Annotated in this window: 17 protein-coding genes; 7 read left to right on the plus strand and 10 right to left on the minus strand. The window is 69.2% G+C overall.

Going from position 1 to position 21837, the window contains the following annotated elements:
• Positions 1-2 precede the first annotated feature (2 nt).
• From DTS01S_RS22125 to DTS01S_RS22145, 4 genes are all read right to left on the minus strand, one after another.
• Positions 3-1529, minus strand: a complete 1527-nt coding sequence (locus DTS01S_RS22125; protein ID WP_061288938.1) for an alpha,alpha-trehalose-phosphate synthase (UDP-forming) — start codon at positions 1527-1529, stop codon at positions 3-5.
• Entirely contained in the window at positions 1526-2344 is an 819-nt protein-coding gene (gene otsB, locus DTS01S_RS22130) for a trehalose-phosphatase (protein WP_061288830.1), read from the minus strand. Before otsB ends, DTS01S_RS22125 begins: the two co-directional genes overlap by 4 nt.
• Before the next feature lie 7 nt (positions 2345-2351).
• Positions 2352-2585: a hypothetical protein gene (locus tag DTS01S_RS22135; protein WP_016452716.1), complete on the minus strand. Its 234-nt coding sequence runs from the start codon at positions 2583-2585 to the stop codon at positions 2352-2354.
• Between the two features lie 251 nt (positions 2586-2836).
• Complete coding sequence (locus tag DTS01S_RS22145; RefSeq protein WP_016448411.1) at positions 2837-3160, minus strand: hypothetical protein; 324 nt, start codon at positions 3158-3160, stop codon at positions 2837-2839.
• A gap of 307 nt (positions 3161-3467) precedes the next feature.
• Between DTS01S_RS22145 and DTS01S_RS22150 the strand changes: the two genes are divergently transcribed.
• The gene (locus DTS01S_RS22150; RefSeq protein WP_016448410.1) at positions 3468-4433 is read left to right on the plus strand and encodes a ferritin-like domain-containing protein; all 966 of its coding nucleotides are present in this window, start codon (positions 3468-3470) and stop codon (positions 4431-4433) included.
• A gap of 25 nt (positions 4434-4458) precedes the next feature.
• Here the strand turns inward: DTS01S_RS22150 and DTS01S_RS22155 are convergent, their stop codons facing one another.
• Positions 4459-5862: a short-chain fatty acyl-CoA regulator family protein gene (locus DTS01S_RS22155; RefSeq protein ID WP_061288833.1), complete on the minus strand. Its 1404-nt coding sequence runs from the start codon at positions 5860-5862 to the stop codon at positions 4459-4461.
• Between the two features lie 117 nt (positions 5863-5979).
• Here DTS01S_RS22155 and DTS01S_RS22160 point away from each other — a divergent pair, with 117 nt between their 5' ends.
• The 3 genes from DTS01S_RS22160 to acnD are packed head-to-tail and all read left to right on the plus strand — an operon-like array spanning position 5980 to position 10250.
• Positions 5980-6378: an acyl-CoA thioesterase gene (locus tag DTS01S_RS22160; RefSeq protein ID WP_016448408.1), complete on the plus strand. Its 399-nt coding sequence runs from the start codon at positions 5980-5982 to the stop codon at positions 6376-6378.
• Complete coding sequence (prpC, locus tag DTS01S_RS22165; RefSeq protein WP_026062818.1) at positions 6375-7562, plus strand: bifunctional 2-methylcitrate synthase/citrate synthase; 1188 nt, start codon at positions 6375-6377, stop codon at positions 7560-7562. Before DTS01S_RS22160 ends, prpC begins: the two co-directional genes overlap by 4 nt.
• Before the next feature lie 60 nt (positions 7563-7622).
• Positions 7623-10250 carry a Fe/S-dependent 2-methylisocitrate dehydratase AcnD gene (acnD, locus tag DTS01S_RS22170; RefSeq protein WP_061288837.1) on the plus strand — a complete coding sequence of 876 codons (2628 nt, stop codon included), beginning with the start codon at positions 7623-7625 and terminating at the stop codon, positions 10248-10250.
• Here acnD and DTS01S_RS22175 read toward each other — a convergent pair.
• Both DTS01S_RS22175 and DTS01S_RS22180 read right to left on the minus strand, forming a co-directional pair.
• Positions 10238-11152: a LysR family transcriptional regulator gene (locus tag DTS01S_RS22175; RefSeq protein WP_061288839.1), complete on the minus strand. Its 915-nt coding sequence runs from the start codon at positions 11150-11152 to the stop codon at positions 10238-10240. The two genes, acnD and DTS01S_RS22175, sit on opposite strands and share 13 nt — an antisense overlap.
• A gap of 142 nt (positions 11153-11294) precedes the next feature.
• Entirely contained in the window at positions 11295-11861 is a 567-nt protein-coding gene (locus tag DTS01S_RS22180; protein WP_061288842.1) for a TetR/AcrR family transcriptional regulator, read from the minus strand.
• Between the two features lie 137 nt (positions 11862-11998).
• Between DTS01S_RS22180 and DTS01S_RS22185 the strand changes: the two genes are divergently transcribed.
• Genes DTS01S_RS22185 through DTS01S_RS22195 form a run of 3 tightly spaced genes read left to right on the plus strand, consistent with a single transcriptional unit; the run spans position 11999 to position 17900 of the window.
• Positions 11999-13228, plus strand: a complete 1230-nt coding sequence (locus DTS01S_RS22185; protein ID WP_061288941.1) for an efflux RND transporter periplasmic adaptor subunit — start codon at positions 11999-12001, stop codon at positions 13226-13228.
• 26 nt (positions 13229-13254) lie between these two features.
• Positions 13255-16404 carry a multidrug efflux RND transporter permease subunit gene (locus DTS01S_RS22190; RefSeq protein WP_061288845.1) on the plus strand — a complete coding sequence of 1050 codons (3150 nt, stop codon included), beginning with the start codon at positions 13255-13257 and terminating at the stop codon, positions 16402-16404.
• A gap of 5 nt (positions 16405-16409) precedes the next feature.
• A complete protein-coding gene (locus tag DTS01S_RS22195) occupies positions 16410-17900 on the plus strand; it encodes an efflux transporter outer membrane subunit (protein ID WP_061288848.1) in 1491 nt (496 codons plus the stop codon).
• Here the strand turns inward: DTS01S_RS22195 and dsbG are convergent.
• From dsbG to DTS01S_RS22210, 3 genes are all read right to left on the minus strand, one after another.
• Positions 17846-18448, minus strand: a complete 603-nt coding sequence (gene dsbG, locus DTS01S_RS22200; protein WP_061288851.1) for a thiol:disulfide interchange protein DsbG — start codon at positions 18446-18448, stop codon at positions 17846-17848. The genes DTS01S_RS22195 and dsbG overlap by 55 nt on opposite strands.
• Before the next feature lie 367 nt (positions 18449-18815).
• Positions 18816-19943 (minus strand): FecR family protein, encoded by a 1128-nt coding sequence (locus tag DTS01S_RS22205; protein WP_061288856.1) that lies wholly within the window; start codon positions 19941-19943, stop codon positions 18816-18818.
• 18 nt (positions 19944-19961) lie between these two features.
• Complete coding sequence (locus tag DTS01S_RS22210; RefSeq protein ID WP_061288859.1) at positions 19962-21725, minus strand: methyl-accepting chemotaxis protein; 1764 nt, start codon at positions 21723-21725, stop codon at positions 19962-19964.
• Positions 21726-21837 lie beyond the last annotated feature (112 nt).

Raw genomic sequence — 21837 nt, forward strand, 5'->3', positions numbered from 1 at the left:
CATTACCTGTCGGAGACCACCGACCGGCAGGCGTCCCGTTCCACGCCGTCGGCAGGGCAGGCGGCCAGCTCCAGGCGCAGCGGTGCCTGCTCCTGCCTGATCGAGGGAACGGGGATGCCGAAGGCTTCCCTTTCCCTGTGCTCCAGCGGCCTGGCCTCTTTCAAGGCAGACAGAAAGGCCTTGCGCCACCAGTGCACATCCTGCTCGGCGATGCGCTGCAGCAGCCGCTGGTGCCGCTGGCGCCTTTCCTGCAGGGGCATCTGCAGGGCCTGCTGCACCACGGCGGCCGTGCCGTGCACGTCGTAGGGATTGACCAGCAGCGCCTCCTGCAGCTGCTCGGCCGCGCCGGCAAACCGCGACAGCACCAGCACGCCCGGGTCGGCCGGGTCCTGCGCCGCCACATATTCCTTGGCCACGAGGTTCATGCCGTCGCGCAGCGGCGTGACCAGGCCCACGGCCGCCGCGCGGCACAGGCCCGGAATGCCATCGCGCGGCAGGGTCTGGTGGATGTAGCGCACGGGCATCCAGTCCAGCTCGCCGTAGTCGCCGTTGACGGCGCCGCACAGCGATTCAAGCTCCCGCCGTATGTCGGCATACGCGTCCAGGCCCTCGCGCGTGGGCGAGCCGATCTGGATCAGCGTGGCGCGCCGGCGCTGCTCGGGATGGCGGGCCAGCAGCTCCCGGAAGGCACGCAGGCGCTGCGGCAGGCCCTTGGAGTAGTCCAGCCGGTCTATGCCCAGCAGCAGGCGACGCTGTGCGTACTCGTGCTTCATGCGCGCATGCATGTCCTGCGATGCGCCGGACAGGGCCAGCGCCGCGAAGCCCTCCACATCGATGCCGATGGGGAAGGCGCGGCACACCAGGCGCTGCCCATGGGCACGCAAGGCGCCATCGCCCAGCGACTGGCCCCCGGCCTCGTCGCAGACATAGCGCTCGAAATGCTGCACGTCCTGGCGGGTCTGCAGGCCCACAAGGTCGTAGGCAAACAGGCAGCGCATCAGCCACTCATGCTCGGGAATGGCCGCCAGCAGGGTCGGCGGGGGCAATGGGATGTGCAGGAAAAAGCCGATGCGCTGGCGGCAGCCCAGGGCGCGCAGCTCGGCCGCCAGCGGGATCAGGTGGTAGTCATGCACCCAGAGGATGTCGTCCTGCGCCAGCAGGGGCAGCAGTCGGCGCGCAAGCAGCTGGTTCACGCGGCGGTAGCCGGCCGCAAGGCCCGTGTCGAAGCTCGCCAGGTCCAGCCGTCCGTGAAAGACGGGCCACAGCACGCCGTTGCTGTAGCCCGCGTAGTAGCTGTCATGGTCCGCGCGGTCCAGGTCCACCGTGGCCAGCGTGACCTTGCCGGCCTGGGTGCGGTGCACATGGCCGGCCGGCGCGGCCTGGGCACCGTCGTCGGTGACGGTTCCACTCCAGCCGAACCACAGGCCGCCCGTCTGCCGCAGCGCATCGCCCATGGCCACGGCAAGGCCCCCGGCTGCGGCCCTGCGCGGATCGGCCACGCGGTTGGAGATCACCACCAGCCGGCTCATGGCAGGGCCTCCGCGCAGGTCTGTGCCGCCAGGTGCATGCATGCGGACTGCAGCCAGGCGTGCACGGCCTGCGGGCTGTCCAGCCGGTGGCGGGCCCTGCTTGCGCCTTCGCCCACCTTGATCGCCATGCCGCCGTGCGCCTGCACCACGGCAAAGCCGCTCTCGTCCGTGACATCGTCACCGGCAAACACCGGGATGCGGCCGGCGAACGGCGCTTCGCGCAGGAAGGCCGCAATGGCGTGGCCCTTGTCCACGCCTGCGGGCCTGACCTCCAGCACGCATTTGCCGTGCAGCAGCTCCAGACCGGGCTGGTGTCGCAGGGCGCGGCCCAACATGTCCAGGCACAGCGCCGCCAGCTCTGGCGCACGCCGGTAGTGCAGTGCGACCGAGGAGCGCTTGCGCTCCACCAGCAGGCGCGGATGGTCGGCCGCCAAGGCATTGCACATCTGCAGCACGGTCTCTGGCATGGCCGATGCCTGCATGTGCAGGCGGCCTGCGGCATCCCGCCGCTGCAGGCCGTGCTCGCAGGCGGCGGGCAGATGCAGCGGCGCCAGAAAGTGGTCCAGCATCTCGACCTGCCGACCCGTGACGATGGCCAGCGCACCGCCCAACAGACCCTGCAGCCTGGCCAGCATGGGGATCAGGACGGGGTCTGGCGCAATGGCGTCCGGGGTCTCGGCCAGCGGCACGAGCGTGCCGTCGAAGTCGAGGAACAGGGCGGATCTGCAGGTGGGGGATGGGGGTGTTTCCATGGAGGCGCCAGGGTATGGGTTGCCGGTTTCGTGGATCGACATCAGGAAAGCGTCTGCTGCCATGGCCTGCTCACCGCTCGGCCTTGATGGAGCCGCGGATGTTGGTGATGGCCAGGCAGAACTGCAGGCTCACCAGCGCCCAGGCCGCCGTGGACCAGCCCCACAGCGCCCACAGCGCATTGCTGAGCATCAGGATCCAGAAGCCCAGGTTGCGCCTTTGCGCAGAACGCGAGCCCACACACCAGGCGCCGGCGATGGAGGCCAGAAAGGCAGGCCACTGGAGCCAGTCGGGAATGTCGGGCATGGGGCTGCTCCTGTATGGAGTGAAGCGCGGGCACCTCAGTTGCAGGGCCGTGCCGGGTCGTCTTTGTCGATGGAGTGGCATTCCTTGCAGGCTCCGCTTTCGTGCGCGCGGGCGGCTAGGTTGACGTGGAAGGCCGCCACTTGCTGCAGCTGCTCCCCGTCCAGAGCCCTTCGATGCCGGTCATGCGGTTGCTGGCGATCTTGTTGGCTGCCAGCAGCTCGTTGCGCTTCAGGTGCAAGCTTCAGGTGCCATCAAGGCTGCTTGCGCACCATCTTCTTGCGCCGTTCGGCATCCAGGCCCGGCGTCTGGCGCATGTCGGTATCGACCTGGCCGGAGGCGAGGTCGTCATGGGCCTGGCGCATCACCGGATCGGGCGCATCGCTGGTAGCGTCCAGGCTCTGGTCGCGCTCGTGCGGAAGGCGCAGGCCCTGTTCGGATGCGTCGGATGCATCGGATTCACCGGGCGCATGGGGCGCCTTGCCGACCTGTCCGGGCAGCTTGGTCTGGCCATCGCCCGACGGCTTCGCCTGTGTGGGTGCAGAGGACTTGGATGCGGATGGGGTCTTGTCTTTCATGGCGTCTTCCTTTCATTCGCGGCCCTGCGCAGGCGGCGCTTGGGCCATGGTCTCTTGGCCCTTTCGCAGCCGCCGTGGGACCACGCCGAAAGCGCAGGAACGAAAAGATGCCTCGCGCATGAACGCCGTTCTCAGGCACGCCGATTGCCCTGTGCCGGGGTGCGAAAAATGGCCACAGGCCACTGGCGCGATGTCCGCAAGGCCCGGTCGCCGCGTTCCTACGGCACATGGCCGCAAGCGCGCACGCCGGCGGCGCGCCACGGCGATCACGATAGACATCACTTTCAACTGCCAAGGAGCACATTCCATGACGCAATCGAATCCCGCAAACCGTGACCCGCTGTCCGACGCGCCCGGCGCACATCCCGTGGGCACCGGCATAGGCGCTGCAGGCGGTGCCGTGACCGGCGCTGCATTCGGCGCAATGGGCGGCCCCATCGGTGCTGCCGTGGGCGGTGTGGCCGGTGCCGTGGTCGGCGGGCTGGCCGGCAAGGGCGCGGCCGAAGCCGTCAATCCCACGGTCGAGGACGCCTACTGGCGCGACGCCTACCAGAACGAGCCCTACTACGTGGCCGGCCGCAGCTATGAGGAGTACCGCCCCGCCTACGAGCTGGGTTGGAACGCGGCCGCCGCGCGCCGCGATGCCGATTTCGATGCCTTCGACGCCGAATGGGAGCGCGAATGGACCACGCGCCGTGGCGCCAGCCATCTGGACTGGGACCAGGCCCGGCCCGCAGCGCGCGCAGCCTGGGAGCGCGCAGGCGTTCGCGATGTCCGTGATGACACGGGGACCATCGTGGCACCGGCCTACACCGGCGACATCGACAACGACGATGTGGCCGACGTGCTCAACGACCTGCTCGAATCCTGCCGCGATGGCGAGTACGGCTTTCGCACCTCGGCCGAGAACGCCGACTCGCCGGACCTCAAGACCCTGTTCCTGCGCCACAGCGCCGAGTGCGGCGCCGCCGCGCTGGAGCTGGAGGCCGAGATCCGCAAGCTGGGCCGCGAGCCCGCATCGGGCGGCACGGTGGCCGGCGCGCTGCACCGGGGCTGGGTGTCGGTGAAGACGGCGCTGACCTCGCAGGACGACAAGGCCGTGCTGGAGGAGTGCGAGCGCGGCGAGGATTCCGCCGTCGCCCAGTACCGCAAGGCGCTCAAGCAGCCGCTGCCTCCGGCCATCCGCGTGATGGTGGAGCGCCAGGCCCAGGGAGCGCAGCGCAACCACGACGAAGTGCGCGATCTGCGCGACCGCATGCGCGCGGCCTCCTGACCCGGCACAGGATGCCTGGGGGTTGCTAGCCGCCTACGCCGTACGGCGCAAAGCGGCTGGCGTTCTCATCCACATGCAGCGCCTTTCCCACATAGGGAAAGGCGCGCTGCGTGCACTGGTCGCGCTCGCAGACCTTGCAGCCCATGCCGATGGGCGTGGCCGATTCCGGATCGCCCAGGTCCAGCCCCTTGGCATAGACCAGGCGCGAGGCATGGCGTATGTCGCAGCCCAGGCCGATGGAGAAGGTCTTGCGCGGCGAACCATAGCCGCGCTGGCCATGCGAGACCGAGCGTGCAATCCACAGGTAGCGCCGCCCGTCGGGCATGCTGGCGAGCTGGCGCAGCACCTGGTCGGGCTGGCCGAAGGCCTCGTACACCGTCCACAGCGGGCAGGTGCCGCCGGTGCGGCTGAAGTGGAAATGCGTGGCCGACTGGCGCTTGGAGATATTGCCCGCGCGGTCCACGCGCACAAAGAAGAAGGGCACGCCGGGCGCGCCGGGCCGCTGCAGCGTGCTCAGCCGGTGGCAGACGGTTTCAAAGCCCACGCCAAAGCGCTGGCCCAGCAGGTCGATGTCATAGCGCAGCTGCTCGGCCGATTCCAGGAACAGGTCGTAGGGCAGCAACAGCGCGCCCGCAAAGTAGTTGGCAAGGCCCACGCGGGCGAGCTTGCTTGAGGCCGGGTCGCCCTGGAAGGCGGCGGTGGCGATCAGCCGGTCCAGCGTGTCGCCCATCTCCAGCAAGGCCAGCTGCGTGCCCAGCTGGAAGGCCTGTTGCGCAGGCTCCAGCGCCGAGGACAGCCACAGCGAGCGCGTGGCCGGGTCGAACCGGCGCTGGCTTTGCCGGGAGTCTTCCAGGCGATGCACCTGCACGCCGTGGCGCTGCTGCAGCCGCCGGACCAGCCAGTCCGCCAGATGGCCCGGGTCCGCACGCGCCTCGCCGGCCAGGGCCTGGGCCGCGCGGTCGACTTCATCGAAGTAGTTCTGGTGCGCAAAGAAGAAATCGCGCACGGCCTCGAACGGCATGGTGCGCGCCACCGGCATGTCCGAGCGGTCATCGCCCAGCCTGAGCGACATGCTCTCGATGCGCTCCAGGGCCTCCAGATGGCGGCGGTGCAGCGCCATCACCGCACGTCCCAGGGCGGGCATCTGCGCGGCGACTTCCTGCAGCTCGGGCAGGGCAATGGATTCGGGCGCCTCGGCAAGGGCCTCGCGCAGGCCGGCGACCAGGCGCGCTTCCTCGTCCTCCGAGAACTGCTGGATATCGACGCCCAGCGCGCGGTTGAGCTTGAGCAGCACCGACACCGTCAGCGGCCGCTGGTTCTGGTTCAGGTAGCTGGGCGACAGGCCCAGCGCGTGGGCCAGGGCGATCTGGGACAGGCCGTGCTCCGCGCGCAGTTTGCGCAGCTTGACGCCCATGAACGTCTTCTTCATGGCTGTTTCCTCGGGTGGCTGTTATTCGCAGAATTTGCAAATTCACGGACTTCGTTTCGCAAGAATTCGCCTTTTCAGCACTATGGCAGGGGCGCTATTTTGCGTAAATTGCGAAACATGACAACACCCACCGGAACCGCCGAGCTGCATGAACTGGTATTGCCCGCGCTGGCCAACCACCACGGCACGCTGTTCGCGGGCCAGGGCCTGCAGCTCATGGCCAAGGCGGCCTTTCTCGCTGCGCGCAGCCTGGCACAGCGCGAGGTCGTGATGGCCGCCGTCACCGGCGTGGACTTCCTGGCGCCCGTGCCCGTGGGCCACGAGATCGTCCTGCGCGGCTGGGTCAGCCGCATCGGGCGCAGCTCCATGACGGTCTGCGTCACCGCGTCGGCCCAGGCTCCGGGCATTGCCTGCGAGGACGTGCTCAAGGGCCTGTTCGAGATGGTGGCTGTCGACCACAACGGCCTTCCTGCGGCCATTGCCCATTCCTATCTGAACCAGGAGACCCTTTCATGAGTACCACGACCATCGACGCGCCATCTGCGCCAACTTCGTCATCTGCGTCCGCATTCAAGCCCAAGAAATCCGTCGCGCTGTCGGGCGTGACCGCCGGCAACACCGCGCTGTGCACCGTGGGCCGCTCGGGCAACGACCTGCACTATCGCGGCTACGACATCCTGGACATTGCCGAGGTCTGCGAGTTCGAGGAGATCGCCCATCTGCTGGTGCACGGCAAGCTGCCCACGCGCCCCGAACTGCAGGCCTACAAGACCAAATTGCAGGCGCTGCGCGGCCTGCCGGCCAGCGTCAGGCAGGCGCTGGAGCAGCTGCCTGCCGGCGCCCATCCGATGGACGTGATGCGCACCGGCGTCTCGGCCCTGGGCTGCGTGCTGCCGGAAAAGGACGACCACAACCTGGCGGGTGCCCGCGACATTGCCGACCGGCTCATGGCCAGCCTGGGCTCCATGCTGCTGTACTGGTACCACTGGAGCAATTCGGGCCGGCGCATCGAGGTGGAGACCGACGACGACTCCATCGGCGGCCACTTCCTGCACCTGCTGCACGGCCACCGTCCGTCCGAAGGCTGGGTGCGCGCCATGCACACATCGCTCAACCTCTATGCAGAGCATGAGTTCAACGCCTCCACCTTCACGGCGCGCGTGATCGCGGGCACGGGCAGCGATATGTATTCCTCCATCGCGGGCGCCATCGGCGCGCTGCGCGGCCCCAAGCATGGCGGCGCCAACGAGGTGGCCTTCGAGATCCAGAAGCGCTACGACACGCCCGACGAGGCCGAGGCCGACATCCGCCGCCGCGTCGATGCCAAGGAAGTGGTGATCGGCTTCGGCCACCCGGTCTACACCGTCAGCGACCCGCGCAACGTGGTCATCAAGGGCGTGGCCAAGCGCCTGTCCGACGAGGCCGGAACCACCCGCATGTACGACATTGCCGACCGGCTGGAATCGGTGATGTGGGAGGTCAAGAAGATGTTCCCCAACCTGGACTGGTTCAGCGCCGTCAGCTACCACATGATGGGCGTGCCCACGGCCATGTTCACGCCGCTGTTCGTGATCGCGCGCACCAGCGGCTGGGCCGCGCACGTGATCGAGCAGCGCCAGGACAACAAGATCATCCGCCCCAGCGCCAACTACACGGGGCCGGATGACCAGAAGTTCGTGCCCCTCGATGCGCGCGCCTGAGCCGCCGCTGTCCTGAACCTGGCGGGCGGGCTGCAGGCCTGCCCGCATTGCATCCGCCCCATGAACAACGACCACAAGAAACCCCTGCCCGGCACCACGGTGCACTACATCGATGCCCGCGCCGCCGTCGATGCGCTCTCGCCCGGCGCCTGGGCACGCCTGCCCTACACCGCCCGCGTCCACGCCGAGAACCTCGTGCGCCGCGCCGATCCCGCGCAGCTGGACGGCTACCTGCTGCAGCTCATCGAGCGCCGGCGTGACATCGACTTTCCCTGGTACCCCGTGCGCGTGGTCTGCCACGACATCCTGGGCCAGACCGCCCTGGTGGACCTGGCCGGCCTGCGCGACGCCATCGCGGCCGAAGGCGGCGACCCGGCCCAGGTCAACCCCGTCGTGCCCGTGCAGCTCATCGTGGACCACTCGCTGGCCGTGGAGTGCGGCGGCTTCGATCCCGATGCCTTCGTGAAGAACCGGGCCATCGAGGACCGCCGCAACGAGGACCGCTTCCACTTCATCGAGTGGACAAAAAAAGCCTTCGCCAACGTGGATGTGATCCCCGCAGGGAACGGGATCATGCACCAGATCAATCTGGAGAAGATGTCCCCCGTGGTGACAGTGCAGGATGGCCTGGCCTTCCCGGATACCTGTGTCGGCACCGACTCGCACACGCCCCATGTCGATGCCCTGGGCGTGATCGCCGTGGGCGTGGGCGGCCTTGAGGCCGAGAACGTCATGCTGGGCCGCGCCTCCTGGATGCGCATGCCCGAGATCGTGGGCGTGCGCCTCACGGGCCGGCGCCAGGGCGGCATCACCGCCACCGACATCGTGCTGGCCCTGACCGAATTCCTGCGCCAGCAAAAGGTGGTGGGCGCCTATGTGGAATTCTTTGGCGAGGGCGCCGACAGCCTGAGCATCGGCGACCGCGCCACCATCTCCAACATGTGCCCCGAATACGGCGCCACGGCGGCCATGTTCTCCATTGACGACCAGACCCTGGCCTACCTGCGCCTGACCGGCCGCGACGAGGCCCAGGTGCGCCTGGTCGAGGCCTATGCGCGCACCGCAGGTTTCTGGAGCGACAGCCTGGCCGATGCCCAGTACGAGCGCGTGCTGCAGTTCGACCTGTCCACCGTGGTGCGCAACATGGCCGGCCCCTCGAATCCGCACCGGCGCCTGCCCACCTCGGCCCTGGCCGAGCGCGGCATTGCCGATGCCGCAAAACTGCAGGCCGCCCGCGCCCAGGAGCGCCAGGGCCTGATGCCCGATGGGGCCGTCATCATCGCGGCCATCACCAGCTGCACCAACACCAGCAACCCGCGCAACGTCATCGCCGCGGCGCTGCTGGCGCGCAATGCCAATCGCCTGGGTCTGGCGCGCAAGCCCTGGGTCAAGTCCTCGCTGGCGCCGGGCTCCAAGGCCGTGGAGCTGTACCTGAAGGAGGCCGGGCTGCTCACCGAGCTGGAGCAACTGGGCTTTGGCATCGTCGCCTTTGCCTGCACCACCTGCAACGGCATGAGCGGCGCGCTGGACCCCAGGATCCAGCAGGAAATCGTCGAGCGCGACCTCTACGCCACGGCCGTGCTCTCGGGCAACCGCAACTTCGACGGGCGCATCCATCCGTATGCCAAACAGGCCTTCCTGGCCTCGCCGCCGCTGGTCGTGGCCTATGCGCTGGCGGGCACCATCCGCTTCGACATCGAGCAGGACGTGCTGGCTGTGGTGGGCGGCCGCGAGATCCGCCTCAAGGACCTGTGGCCCGCCGACGAGGAGATCGACGCCATCGTTGCCCAGGCCGTGCGCCCCGAGCAATTCCGCGCCGTCTACGAACCCATGTTCGCCATCCGCAAGGACGATGGAGACCGGGCCCGGCCACAGTACGACTGGCGCCCCCAGTCCACCTACATCCGCCGCCCGCCCTACTGGGATACCGAAGGCGTGGGCGCGCTGGCGGCCTTCCCGCGCACGCTGCGCAACATGCGGCCGCTGGCGCTGCTGCCCGACAACATCACCACCGACCACCTGTCGCCCTCCAACGCCATCCTGGCCGACAGCGCGGCGGGCGAATACCTGGCGCGCATGGGCCTGCCCGAGGAAGACTTCAACTCCTACGCCACCCACCGCGGCGACCACCTCACCGCCATGCGCGCCACCTTCGCCAACCCGCAGCTGGTCAATGAAATGGCCGTCATCGATGGCGTGCAGCACAAGGGCTCGCTGGCGCGCATCGAGCCCGAAGGCCGCGTGGTGCGCATGTGGGAGGCCATGGAAACCTACCTGAACCGCCGCCAGCCGCTGATCATCATCGCGGGCGCCGACTACGGCCAGGGCAGCTCGCGCGACTGGGCGGCCAAGGGAGTGCGGCTGGCCGGAGTCGAGGCCGTGGTGGCCGAAGGCTTCGAGCGCATCCACCGCACCAACCTCATCGGCATGGGCGTGCTGCCGCTGCAGTTCCTGCCGGGCACCGACCGCAAGACCCTGGCGCTGGACGGCACGGAGATCTATGGCGTGGAAGGCGAGCGCACGCCGGGCACCCAACTCACGCTGGTGATTGAACGCAGAGGCGGCCAGACGCTGCGCGTGCCCGTGACCTGCCGGCTGGACACGGCCGAGGAGGTATCGGTCTACGAGGCCGGCGGGGTGCTGCAGCGGTTTGCGCAGGACTTCCTGGCGCAGGCTCAGGCAGCCTGAGCAGGGGGGGCGCCAGCGGCCAGCGGCTGGCGCGCCAGCTCGATGAAGGCCTGCAGATAGTCGGTCTGCAGGTCCGCCACGCGCGCGCCCAGGAAGATCTGCTTGGCAATGCCCTTGGCGCCCAGGCGCACGGGAACCACGTCCAGCTTGCCCGCGTACTCCTGCACCAGCCAGCGCGGCAGGGCCGCCACGCCCCGGCCGCTGGCCACCATCTGCATCATGATGTCCGTGGTCTCTATGGCCTTCTGGCGGCGCGGCGTGATGCCTGCCGGCATGAGGAACTGGTTGTAGATGTCCAGCCGGTCCATGGGAACGGGATAGGTGATCAGCACCTCGGGCGCGAGCTGGGCGGCCTCCACGAAATCGGCCCCTGCCAGCGCATGCGCGCTGGAGACCACCAGCACCTGCTCGTAGTCGAACACAGGCACGAACTCCAGGCCCGCCTTGAACAGCGGATCGGGCGTGACCAGCAGGTCGATCTCGTAGCCGAACAGGGCGCCGATGCCGCCGAACTGGAATTTCTGCTTCACATCCACATCCACATCGGGCCAGCTCGCCAGATAGGGCGCGACGATCTTGAGCAGCCACTGGTAGCAGGGATGGCACTCCATGCCGATGCGCAGCGCGCCGCGCTCGCCCTGGGCGAACTGGCGCAGCCGCTCCTCGGCCAGGTCCAGCTGGGGCAGCACGCGCTGGGCCACGGCCAGCAGGTACTGGCCGGCCTGCGTCAGGCGCAGGCTGCGGCCTTCGCGCAGCCAGATGTCCGTGCCCAGCTGCTGCTCCAGCTTCTTCATGCTGTGGCTCAGCGCCGACTGCGTCACGCACAGCACGCCGGCCGCCGCCGTCAGCGAGCCCTGTTTTTCGACTTCACGGACGATGGCGAGGTGGGTGCGTTCCAACATTTTGGTGAGAAAAATTCATGGATTTTTGAACTAGAAAAATTTTAGTTCATTGATGCGAATCCATTCCATGGCTGCCTTCATCGATTGAAAGCAGTGCATGACCATCATTCATCACCTCGGTTTCCCATCGGCGCCCGGCGTGCTACGCAGCCGGTGCGCCGGGCTGCAGGGCGCCGTGCAGGAAGGCCTGCTCCATCACGGCCGCCACGCTGGCCCGCGCAACACGGCCGCGCCGCTCCGCATCCAGCAGGCCCACGGCCATGGAAAGCCACAGCTCGGTCATCGCCGCGGCCGTGATGTCGATGCGGAACACGCCGGCCTGCTGGCCGCGCAGGAAAAAGGCATCCATGGCTGCCACCCATTCGCTCTCTATCTGGCCGACCACCGAGATGTCGGAGCGCCAGAAATACATCAGGAACAGCAGCAGCGTCTGGTGGTCCTGGCAGTGGGCGGTGAGGCGGCGCAGCGCCTCCAGCGGCGCGTGGCGCTCCAGCTCGGCCGCGCGCATGGCGCGCGACAGCGTGTCGGCCGCATGCCCTATGAGCCGGTCTATGAGCTGGTCGCGCGTGGGGCAGAAGCGGTAGAGCGTGGCCTTGCTGATGCCGATGGCGCGTGCCAGCTCCTGCAGATTGGCCTTGGGATCGTCCAGCAGCGCCAGTGCCAGTGCGCCCAGCAGCTTGCCTTCGTCCTCTTGCTTGGTGCTCGTCATCGCTTGTCATGCCTCCTTGGAAAGTGCGGGGATTTTATCTGTTGATGTTTTAAAGAATCAAATGAATCGATGTTGACTCATTTGATTCTGATATGTACCATCGCGGCCTTCGTATCGAACTCAATCAGGTTGTGAACATGAGCATGCGTCTGAACAAGCGACGTGGCCTGCCGCTGGCGGCCCTGGTGCTGGCCGCCCTGGCCGCCCTGGCAGCGGGCTGCGGCCGCAACGAGGCTCCGGCCGCAGCGGGTGACGCGCTGCCCGTGGTGCAGGCCGTCACCGTGCAGCCCGCGCCGCTGGCCCTGTCCAGCGAGCTGCCGGGCCGTATCGAGCCCGTGCGCGTGGCCGAGGTGCGTGCGCGGGTGGCCGGCATCGTGCTGCGCCGCCATTTCGAGGAAGGCGCCGACGTCCGGGCCGGCCAGGTGCTGTTCCAGATCGACCCGGCGCCCCTGCGCGCCGCCCTGTCCCGCGCCCAGGGCCAGCTGGCCAGCGCCGAAGCGGTCCTGATCGAAGCGCGTGCCGTGGTCGGCCGCAACGCGCCGCTGGTGGCCCAGGAGGCGGTCAGCCGCCAGGACTTCGAAGCCATGCAGGCCCGCCTGCAGGCGGCCCAGGCCGCGCGGCAGTCCGCCCAGGCCGAGGTGCAGGCGGCCGCCCTGAACCTGGAATACGCCACGGTCAGGGCGCCTATCGCTGGCCGCATCGGCCGTGCGCTGGTCACCGAGGGCGCCCTGGTGGGCCAGGGCGAGGCCACGCCCATGGCGCTGGTCCAGCAGCTCGACCCGGTCTATGCCGACTTCCAGCAGCCCGTGGCCGAAGCCCAGCGCCTGCGCGCGGCCCTGGCCGAGGGCCGCCTGGCACAGACGGAGGGCAAGGACGGCACGCCGGTCTCCCTGAAGGTGGATGGCACGGGCCTGCAGCGCACGGGGCAACTGCTGTTCTCGGATGTGACGGTGGACCGCGGCACCGGCCAGATGGCGCTGCGCGGGCGCTTCGACAACCGCGACGGCATGCTGCTGCCCGGCATGTATGTGCGCGTGACCGTGGGCCAGGGCGTGGACCCTGCCGCCATCCTGGTGCCGCAGCGGGCCGTGCAGCGCAGCACCGACGGGCAGGCCCACGTGCTGGTGGTGGATGGCCAGGACACGCTGCAGATGCGCCCCGTGCAGACCGCGGCCATGCATGGCGCGCAGTGGCAGATCAGCGCAGGCCTCAAGGCCGGCGAGCGCGTGGTGGTGGGCCGCATGGCAGGCCTGCAGCCCGGGGCGCGGGTTCAGGTCACGGCCCTTTCCGATGCCGCGGCCTCCCCTACGGCGGGGCTGTCCGGCACCTTCAGCGCCTCCGGCAGCTCCGCCACGTCCAGCGACTGAGCCGGCGCCTGCCCAAGGAATAGACCATGTCCAAGTTCTTCATCAACCGCCCCAACTTCGCCTGGGTGGTGGCCATCTTCATCATGCTCGCCGGGCTGCTGGCCATACCGGCGCTGCCCGTCTCCCAGTTTCCCAACGTGGCGCCGCCGCAGATCTCGATCACCGCCAACTACCCGGGCGCCTCCGCCACCACGGTGATGGAGTCGGTGACCAGCGTCATCGAGGAGGAGCTCAACGGCACCAAGGGGCTGCTGTACTTCGACTCATCCAGCGGCTCCACGGGCCTGGCCGAGATCACGGCCACCTTCGCCCCGGGCACCGAGCCCGCGCTGGCCCAGGTGGAGGTGCAAAACCGCATCAAGAAGGCCGAGGCGCGCCTGCCCGCGTCCGTGATGCAGATGGGCCTGCAGGTCGAGCAGGCCAGCGCCAACTTCCTGATGATCTACTCGCTGACCTACAAGGACGGCAGCGGCAGCAACAGCGAGGTGGCCCTGTCCGACTACGCCGTGCGCAACATCAACAACGAGATCCGCCGCGTGCCCGGCGTGGGCAAGGTGCAGTTCTTCGCGGCCGATGTGGCCATGCGCGTGTGGGTCGATCCGAACAAGCTGCTGGGCTACGGCCTGTCGGTGGCGGACGTGAACGCGGCCATCGCCGCCCAGAACGCGCAGGTGCCGGCCGGCAGCTTTGGCGCCTCGCCCGCAGGGCCCGGCCAGGAGCTGAGCGCCACCATTGCCGTCAAGGGCACGCTGGCCTCGCCCGAGGAGTTCGGCCAGATCGTGCTGCGTGCCAGGGCCGATGGCTCGGCCGTGCGCCTGGCCGATGTGGCGCGGCTGGAGGTCGGCCAGCTGGACTACAGCTTTTCCTCGCGCGAGGACGGCCGCCAGGGCGTGGCCGCCGCCGTGCAGCTGGCGCCCGGCGCCAACGCCATGCAGACCGCCAAGGCCGTCAAGGCGCGCCTGGCCGAGCTGTCGCAGAACTTCCCCGCCGGTATCCAGTACGCCGTGCCCTATGACACCTCGCGCTTCGTGGAAGTGGCCATCGGCAAGGTCATCCAGACCCTGGTGGAGGCCGTGGCGCTGGTGTTCCTGGTGATGTGGCTGTTCCTGCAGAACCTGCGCTACACGCTGATTCCCACCATCGTCGTGCCCGTGTGCCTGGCCGGCACCCTGGGCGTGATGTATGCGCTGGGCTTTTCGGTGAACATGATGACCATGTTCGGCATGGTGCTGGCCATCGGCATCCTGGTGGACGACGCCATCGTGGTGGTGGAGAACGTGGAGCGCCTCATGGCCGAGGAGGGGCTGTCGCCGCTGGCGGCCACGGTCAAGGCCATGCAGCAGGTCTCGGGCGCCATCGTCGGCATCACCCTGGTGCTGGTGGCCGTGTTCCTGCCGCTGGCCTTCATGAGCGGCTCGGTGGGCGTGATCTACCGGCAGTTCTCGCTGTCGCTGGCCGTGTCCATCCTGTTCTCGGGCCTGCTGGCGCTGACCTTCACGCCGGCGCTGTGCGCCACGCTGCTCAAGCCCGTTGCCAAGGGCCACCACGCCGAGCGCAAGGGCTTCTTCGGCTGGTTCAACCGCCGCTTCGCGGCGCTGACCGAGCGCTTCGACCTGCTCAACCAGCGGCTGGTGCGCCGCGCCGGGCGCTGCATGCTGGTGTATGCCGCCATCGTGGCCGGGCTGGGCGTGGCGTACACGCGCATGCCCGAATCCTTCGTGCCCTACGAGGACATGGGCTACTACATCGTCGGCGTGCAGCTGCCGCCGGGCGCCACCACGGAGCGCACCAAGGCCATGGTCAAGGACATGGAGGACTACATCCAGGGCCGCCCCGCCACGGCCCAGGCCGAGTTCCTGATGGGCTACAGCTTCTCGGGCATGGGGCATAACGCGGCCCTGGCCTTCGTCACGCTCAAGGACTGGTCGGTGCGCGGCGCCGGGCAGGCGTCGTGGGACGAGGTGCAGGCCTTCAACCAGCGCTTTGCCAGCCTGTCCGACGGCACCGTCATGGCCGTGGACCCGCCGCCCATCGACGGCCTGGGCAACTCCGGCGGCTTTGCGCTGCGCCTGCAGGACCGCGCCAGCCTGGGCCGCGAGGCGCTGATCGCCGCGCGCGACCAGCTGCTGGCCAAGGCCAATGCCTCGCCCATCATTGCCTACGCCATGATGGAAAACCTGGAGGATGCGCCCCAGCTGCGGCTGGACATCGACCGGCGCAAGGCGCAGGCCCAGGGCGTGGATTTCAGCGCCATCAACACGGCCCTGTCCACCGCCTACGGCTCGGCCGTGATCAACGAGTTCCCCAACGCGGGCCGCCTGCAGCGCGTGGTGGTGCAGGCCGATGCCCAGGCCCGCGCGCGGCCCGAGGACATCCTGCGCCTGCACGTGCCCAACGCCGGCGGGCAGCAGGTGCCGCTGTCGGCCTTTGCCACGGTGCGCTGGGAAAGCGGGCCGGTGCAGATCTCGCGCTACAACGGCTATCCGGCCTTCCGCATCTCGGGCGACGCCAGGCCCGGCCACACCACGGGCGAGGCCATGGCCGAGCTGGAACGCATCATGGCCGAGATGCCGCGCGGCATCGGCTACGAGTGGACGGCCCTGTCCTTCCAGGAGAAAGCCGCCGGTGCCCAGGCGCCCAAGCTGTTCGCGCTGGCCATCGTGGTGGTGTTCCTGCTGCTGGTGGCCCTGTACGAGAGCTGGAGCATTCCCGCCGCCGTGATGCTGATCGTGCCCATCGGCGCGCTGGGATCGGTGCTGGCCACCTCGGCCGTGGGCCTGTCCAACGACGTGTACTTCAAGGTGGGCCTGATCACCATCATCGGCCTGGCGGCCAAGAACGCCATCCTGATCGTGGAGTTCGCCAGGGACCTGCATGCGCAGGGGCACAGCCTGGCGCAGGCCGCGCTGCAGGCGGCGCGGCTGCGCTTTCGGCCCATCGTCATGACCTCGCTGGCCTTTATCCTGGGCGTGGTGCCGCTGGCGCTGGCCTCGGGCGCGGGCGCCTCCAGCCAGGCCGCCATCGGCTTCGGCGTGATCGGCGGCATGCTGTCGGCCACGCTGCTGGGGGTGGTCTTCGTTCCCGTCTTCTTCGTCTGGGTGCTGTCCCTGTTCCGGCGCAAGGCGCCGGCCGGCACCCCGCCTGCCCTGCAGGCCCCGGCAACCCCCATCGAGTAAGCGCCATGTCCATGCACTTCTTCCCACGCGCCCTGTGTGCGCTGGCCGCCAGCCTGGTGCTGGCGGGCTGCTCCCTCGCCCCGGTCCACCAGCGTCCGCAGGCGCCCATTCCCACGCAATGGCCGCAGCAGGATGCCGCGCCCGTGCTGTCCTCGTCGGCGGCCACGCTGGACTGGAACAGCTTCATCGCCGACCGCCAGCTGCGCCAGCTGGTGGACCTGGCCCAGGCCCACAACCGCGACCTGCGCCAGACCCTGCTCAACGTGGAGGCGGCACGCGCCCTGTACCAGGTGCAGCGCGCCGACCGCCTGCCGGGCGTGGGCCTGCAGGGCGGCGGCACGCGCCAGCGCCTGCCGGGCGACATGAATGCCACGGGCCAGCCCCAGGTGCAGGGCAGCTGGCAGGCCGGCCTGGGGCTGGCCGCCTTCGAGCTGGACCTGTTCGGCCGCGTGCGCAACCTGTCCGAAGCCGCCCTGGGCGAGTACCTGGCCACCGAAGAGGCCGCGCGCGCCGCCCGCATCAGCCTGGGCGCCGAAGTGGTCCAGGCCTACCTGTCCCGCGACGGGGCCCTGCGCCGGCTGCAACTGGCGCAGCGCACGCTGCAAAGCCGTGAATCCTCGCTGCGCCTGAGCGCGCAGCGGCGCCAGGCGGGCACGGCCACGGCCCTGGACCACCAGGACGCCCTGGGCCTGGCCGCCCAGGCCCGCGCCGACGTGGAGCGCAGCGAACGCGAGCTGCGCCAGGCCGGCAACGCCCTGCTGCTGCTGACGGGCGTGGAGGATCTGACGCCGTACCTGTCCGCACAGTCGTCCCAACCGTCCCAACCATCCGATGTGCCCCTGCTGCTGCAGGACCTGTCGGCCGGCACGCCTTCCGAACTGCTCATCCACCGGCCCGACATCCAGGCGGCCGAGCACCGGCTGCGCGCGCGCAGCGCGGACATTGGTGCGGCGCGCGCGGCCTTCTTCCCGCGCATCTCGCTCACCGGCTTCCTGGGATCGTCCAGCGCCGATCTGTCCGACCTGTTCCGCCCGGGCCAGCGCGCCTGGTCGTTCACTCCCCAGGTCACGCTGCCCCTCTTCGACGGCGGGCGCAACCGCGCCAACCTCGACCTGGCCGTGCTGCGCAAGGACATGGCCGTGGCAGCCTACGAGCAGGCCATCCAGACCGCCTTCCGCGAAGTGGCCGACGCCCTGGCCGCCACCGACACGCTGCGCCGCGAGGAAGCCGCGCGCCTGGCGCTGCGCGACAGCAGCCGCGAAAGCCTGCGTCTGGCGCAGGCCCGTTACCAGGCGGGGGTGGACGACCATCTGCGCTACCTGGACGCACAGCGCAACGCCTTCGCCAATGAAAGCGCCTACATCGATACCGTGACCCAGCGGCAGTTGGCGCTGGCCCAGCTGTTCCGCGTGCTGGGCGGCAGCTGGACGGCGCCGCCGCCTCACAGCGCCCCGAACACCTCCGGCAAGGCCGCATCGCGCGGCATGCCGCCATAGCTCTTGGTGCCGCCCTGGCTGTCGATCACCACGATGCCCGGCGTGCCACGGAAGCCCAGGGACATCATCAGCTTGCGGTGGGCCTCCAGCGTCTTGCGCACGTCGGGGCTGACGCTGAAGGCGGGCGCTATGCCGCCCTGGGCGGACTTCTTCTCGTGCTCCATCAGTGCGGCCGCGCGGTCCGGGGCCTGCAGGATGGCGGCGGCCTTGGCCGGGCTGTCGTCCCGGATCACGCCCACCAGGATGTGGCGCAGCTGCACCTTGCCTGCGTCCACCCAGGGGCGTGCGGCCTCCCAGAACTTGTGGCAGTACTTGCAGTTGGGGTCGGTGAAGGTATAGATCACGCGCGGCGCATCGGCCTTGCCGTCGGGCACCCAGGTGGAGGTCTCCAGCTGCGCCTGCACGGTGTCGCCCGCCGGCTTGGCGGCCTGGGCCTTGGCCTGGGGGGGCTGGGCCGTGGCAGGGCCTTCTGCGGCCGTGGCCCATCCCGCCGCCAGAAAGAGGCTGGCAGCCATGCCTGCAAAAAGGACGGTGCGTTGAAGATGCATGGGAACTCCTTGAAACGGTTGAATGAATGAGGGTGCGGCGCTGCGCGGCAAGCGTGCAACGCCTGGTGCTGTGGCCACAGCGGCGGACGGTGTGAGTCGGAGTGCATCCGCCGCGTTCCATCGGTCCAGGAAATCGCTTGCGGCAATCTCTTACACGACGGCCGACCGACCACACGCCGTTTCCGCCGCGTTGCAGCCCATGGGCTTCGCACGCCGCTGATTGTCATTGACACCCTTGCAGATGCTGCGCATCGGCGCTGGGCAGTCGTCATTGCAGACAGCCAGGGCGAGCGGGGCAGGGTGGAGGAGGGCTTGCGCCCGGCGCGGCAGGCAGTCTTGGAAGCGTGGGCCGGTCCCGCCTCCGTGCTCAGGGCGCAGCGGCAATCTCGGTCTGGCCATCGGGCCCGGCCACCAGAGTGACGGGCAGGATCTGGGCCAGCATGCGTGCGAACTCGGCGGGGCGGCTGGCCTGGTAGGTGCCGCCAATGCGCAGAGCCGCCACGGCCGGGTCGTGCACTACCAGGCCGGTCGGCCCGTAGCGCTCCAGTTCCACCAGGGCGTCGGCCAGGGGCGTGTTCTCGAAGCGGATCAGTCCCTTGCGCCACAGCGCAATGCTGCCGGGCGCCACAGCCGACACCGGACCGAGCACGCCTGCAGGCGACACGCTCAGGGCCTGGCCAGCGACCAGGTCGGCAGGCGTTGCCGCGCCTTGCGCACCGGCCACGCGCACATGGCCTTCCTGCACGGCCACCTGGGCGCTGCCCGCCTCCATGCCCGTGGCGCGATAGCGCACGGAAAACCGCGTGCCGCCCACGGTGACGCGCGCCGGGCCGGCCAGCACATGAAAGGGCCTGGCACTGTCGGGTGCCACGGCAAACAGGATCTGCCCTTGCGTGATGCGCACCTCGCGCCGGTCGCGGTACAGAGTTACCTGCGCCTGGGTATCGGCATCCAGGGACAGTGCGGTGCCATCCGGCAAGGTGATGGTCCTGACCTGGCCGCGTGGGGTCAGGTGGCTGCTGGTGAAGGTGGGCTGCTGCTGCCACTGGTGCCAGCCCACGCCCACGCCCACGGCCAGGGCCACCGTGCAGCACAGGGCCGCCAGGGCAGGTCGCGGCAGCAGGGGGGACCAGCTCCAGCCTTGGCGCTCTTCGGAGGACGGGCGCTGCGAGGCCGGTTCCGGGTGTGCGTGAGGCACTGACTGCGAGCGCCGGCGTGCCTGCTCCGCGCGCAGGCGCGCCACCTGTTCGGGGGGAATGGACCGCGCTGCCGCCAGGCTCTGGCCCAGGTGGCGCAAGGCGGCCTCGTGCGCCGTGCTGGCCGCCAGCCATTCGGTGAATTCGGCTTCTTCCTCGGCGGTCAGGCCTTGCTCCATGCGCGTGTGCCAGTCGGCCGCAGCGAGGTCGATGGGGTTTTGCCCGCGGAAGAACTCTTCCAGTTCGCGCACCTGCGCAGCCTTGTCCAGGGGCGCGGTGCAGGAGCGGTGGCGGCGCATGCGTGCGGCTTGCCGGTTTCAGAAGCTGGTCCAGTCCTGCGATTCGGCGGACGGCTTGGTCGCAGCCAGGCGTGCAGGGCTTGCAGGGCGCGCGCCAGCTGCGGGTCGTGCCGGTGCCGGCCTGGCCGGCGCCAGCGCAGATGCCGTGGCCGTGCGCGTGGGCACGGACGCCGGCAGCGGCGCCTGCAAACGCGGCTGTTGTGCCGCGCCACCCTGGTCGCCCAGGCGGAAGATGGCCACGGCCTGCACCAGGCGCTGGGCCTGGGACTTGAGGCTGGAGGCCGCCGCCGCGCTTTCTTCCACCAGCGAGGCGTTTTGCTGCGTGACCTGGTCCATCTGGCTCATGGCCTGTCCGACCTGGGCCACGCCGGCGCTTTGCTCGTCGCTGGCATTGCTGATCTCGCCCATGAGGTCGGTCACGCGCTGTATGGATTGCAGCACCTCGGCCATGGTGGCGCCGGCCTGGTCGGCCAGCTCCGCGCCCTGGCTGACGCGCGTGGCGCTGTCAGTGATGAGCTGCTTGATCTCGCGGGCGGCCTGCGCGCTGCGCTGGGCCAGGGTGCGGACCTCGGCGGCCACCACGGCAAAGCCCTTGCCCTGTTCACCGGCGCGAGCGGCTTCGACGGCGGCATTGAGGGCGAGGATGTTGGTCTGGAAGGCGATGGAGTCGATCACGCCCACGATGTCGCCGATCTGGCGCGAGCTGGCATGGATGTCCTGCATGGCGCCGACGACTTCCTGCACCACGGTGCCGCCCTTGACCGCCACCTGGCTGGCTCCGAGCGCGAGCTGGTTGACCTGGCGCGCGTTGTCCGCGTTCTGCTGCACGGTGGAGGACAGCTCGTCCATGGAGGCTGCGGTTTCCTGCAGCGCGCTGGCCTGCTGCTCGGTGCGGCGGCTCAGGTCGGCATTGCCCTTGGCGATCTGCTCGCTGGCCACGGCCACGCTGTCGGCGTTGTTGCGCACGTCGCTGACCACGCTGGCCAGGCTCTGGTGCATGGCGTTGAGCGAGGCCTGCACGCTGCCGGCGGGCGCTTCGCTGCGCAGCAGTCCGGGGTCGAGGTTGCCGTCGGCGATCTGGCGGGCGACCTCGCCCAGCTGGGCCGGCTCGGCGCCCAGCGCGCGTGTCAGGCCGCGTGCGATCAGCCGGCCCATGAGCAGGGCCAGCACGAAGGCGACCGCGCTCATGCCGATCTGCATGTTGCGTTGCTGCACATAGGACTGCGTTGCCTGCTCCACCATGACCTGGGCGTGCTGGCGCGTGAGCCGGCTGTACTCGTCGGTGGCCGCGATCAGCTGGGCCAGCAGCGGCCGGCACTCGCTGTTCATCTTGGCAATGGCCTCGTCCCGTTGCTGGCGCAGCGCCAGCGCGACGATGTCCAGCGCCACCGGGCCGTAGCGCTGCTCTATCTGGTCGATGCGGGCGACCAGGGCGCGTGCCTCCTCACCCACCCCGGGCGCGGCCACCAGGGCCATGAGCTGGTCCAGCCGGTTCTTGACCTCGGCATGGGCGGCGTACACGGCCGCTTTTTCCAGCTCCAGGTCGGCTGGCGTGTTCACCAGCACCAGGTTGCGCGCCGCGATGGCACGGCTGTCCACGGCTGCGCGCACCTGTTCGGCCAGTTGGGCACGGGCGTTCACGCCATCGACGAACCGGGTCAGGTTGCGGTTGGCATCGTCCAGCGCCTGCAGAGCGGATACGGAAACCAGCGCGACCAGCAGAGCCAGGGCGGTGAAGGCGGCGTAGAGCTTGGTCTTGACGGTCCAGGTGCGGAGATTCATGGCGCTTTCCAGGTAGATGGTGCAAGTATCAGTTTTTATCAAAGAATAAGTGATTAATTTGATAAAAGCCCTTTGAAAATTGTTAAATTTCCATGAGAAGTGACAAATTCAG

This window comes from Delftia tsuruhatensis NBRC 16741, assembly GCF_001571325.1.
Lineage (GTDB): Bacteria > Pseudomonadota > Gammaproteobacteria > Burkholderiales > Burkholderiaceae_C > Comamonas > Comamonas tsuruhatensis.

Coding starts and splice junctions, on each gene's coding strand:
- DTS01S_RS22125 (WP_061288938.1), bottom strand. CDS start 1,529: ATGAGCCGGCTGGTGGTGATCTCCAACCGCGTGGCCGATCCGCGCAGG.
- otsB (WP_061288830.1), bottom strand. CDS start 2,344: ATGGCAGCAGACGCTTTCCTGATGTCGATCCACGAAACCGGCAACCCA.
- DTS01S_RS22135 (WP_016452716.1), bottom strand. CDS start 2,585: ATGCCCGACATTCCCGACTGGCTCCAGTGGCCTGCCTTTCTGGCCTCC.
- DTS01S_RS22145 (WP_016448411.1), bottom strand. CDS start 3,160: ATGAAAGACAAGACCCCATCCGCATCCAAGTCCTCTGCACCCACACAG.
- DTS01S_RS22150 (WP_016448410.1), top strand. CDS start 3,468: ATGACGCAATCGAATCCCGCAAACCGTGACCCGCTGTCCGACGCGCCC.
- DTS01S_RS22155 (WP_061288833.1), bottom strand. CDS start 5,862: ATGAAGAAGACGTTCATGGGCGTCAAGCTGCGCAAACTGCGCGCGGAG.
- DTS01S_RS22160 (WP_016448408.1), top strand. CDS start 5,980: ATGACAACACCCACCGGAACCGCCGAGCTGCATGAACTGGTATTGCCC.
- prpC (WP_026062818.1), top strand. CDS start 6,375: ATGAGTACCACGACCATCGACGCGCCATCTGCGCCAACTTCGTCATCT.
- acnD (WP_061288837.1), top strand. CDS start 7,623: ATGAACAACGACCACAAGAAACCCCTGCCCGGCACCACGGTGCACTAC.
- DTS01S_RS22175 (WP_061288839.1), bottom strand. CDS start 11,152: ATGTTGGAACGCACCCACCTCGCCATCGTCCGTGAAGTCGAAAAACAG.
- DTS01S_RS22180 (WP_061288842.1), bottom strand. CDS start 11,861: ATGACGAGCACCAAGCAAGAGGACGAAGGCAAGCTGCTGGGCGCACTG.
- DTS01S_RS22185 (WP_061288941.1), top strand. CDS start 11,999: ATGAGCATGCGTCTGAACAAGCGACGTGGCCTGCCGCTGGCGGCCCTG.
- DTS01S_RS22190 (WP_061288845.1), top strand. CDS start 13,255: ATGTCCAAGTTCTTCATCAACCGCCCCAACTTCGCCTGGGTGGTGGCC.
- DTS01S_RS22195 (WP_061288848.1), top strand. CDS start 16,410: ATGTCCATGCACTTCTTCCCACGCGCCCTGTGTGCGCTGGCCGCCAGC.
- dsbG (WP_061288851.1), bottom strand. CDS start 18,448: ATGCATCTTCAACGCACCGTCCTTTTTGCAGGCATGGCTGCCAGCCTC.
- DTS01S_RS22205 (WP_061288856.1), bottom strand. CDS start 19,943: ATGCGCCGCCACCGCTCCTGCACCGCGCCCCTGGACAAGGCTGCGCAG.
- DTS01S_RS22210 (WP_061288859.1), bottom strand. CDS start 21,725: ATGAATCTCCGCACCTGGACCGTCAAGACCAAGCTCTACGCCGCCTTC.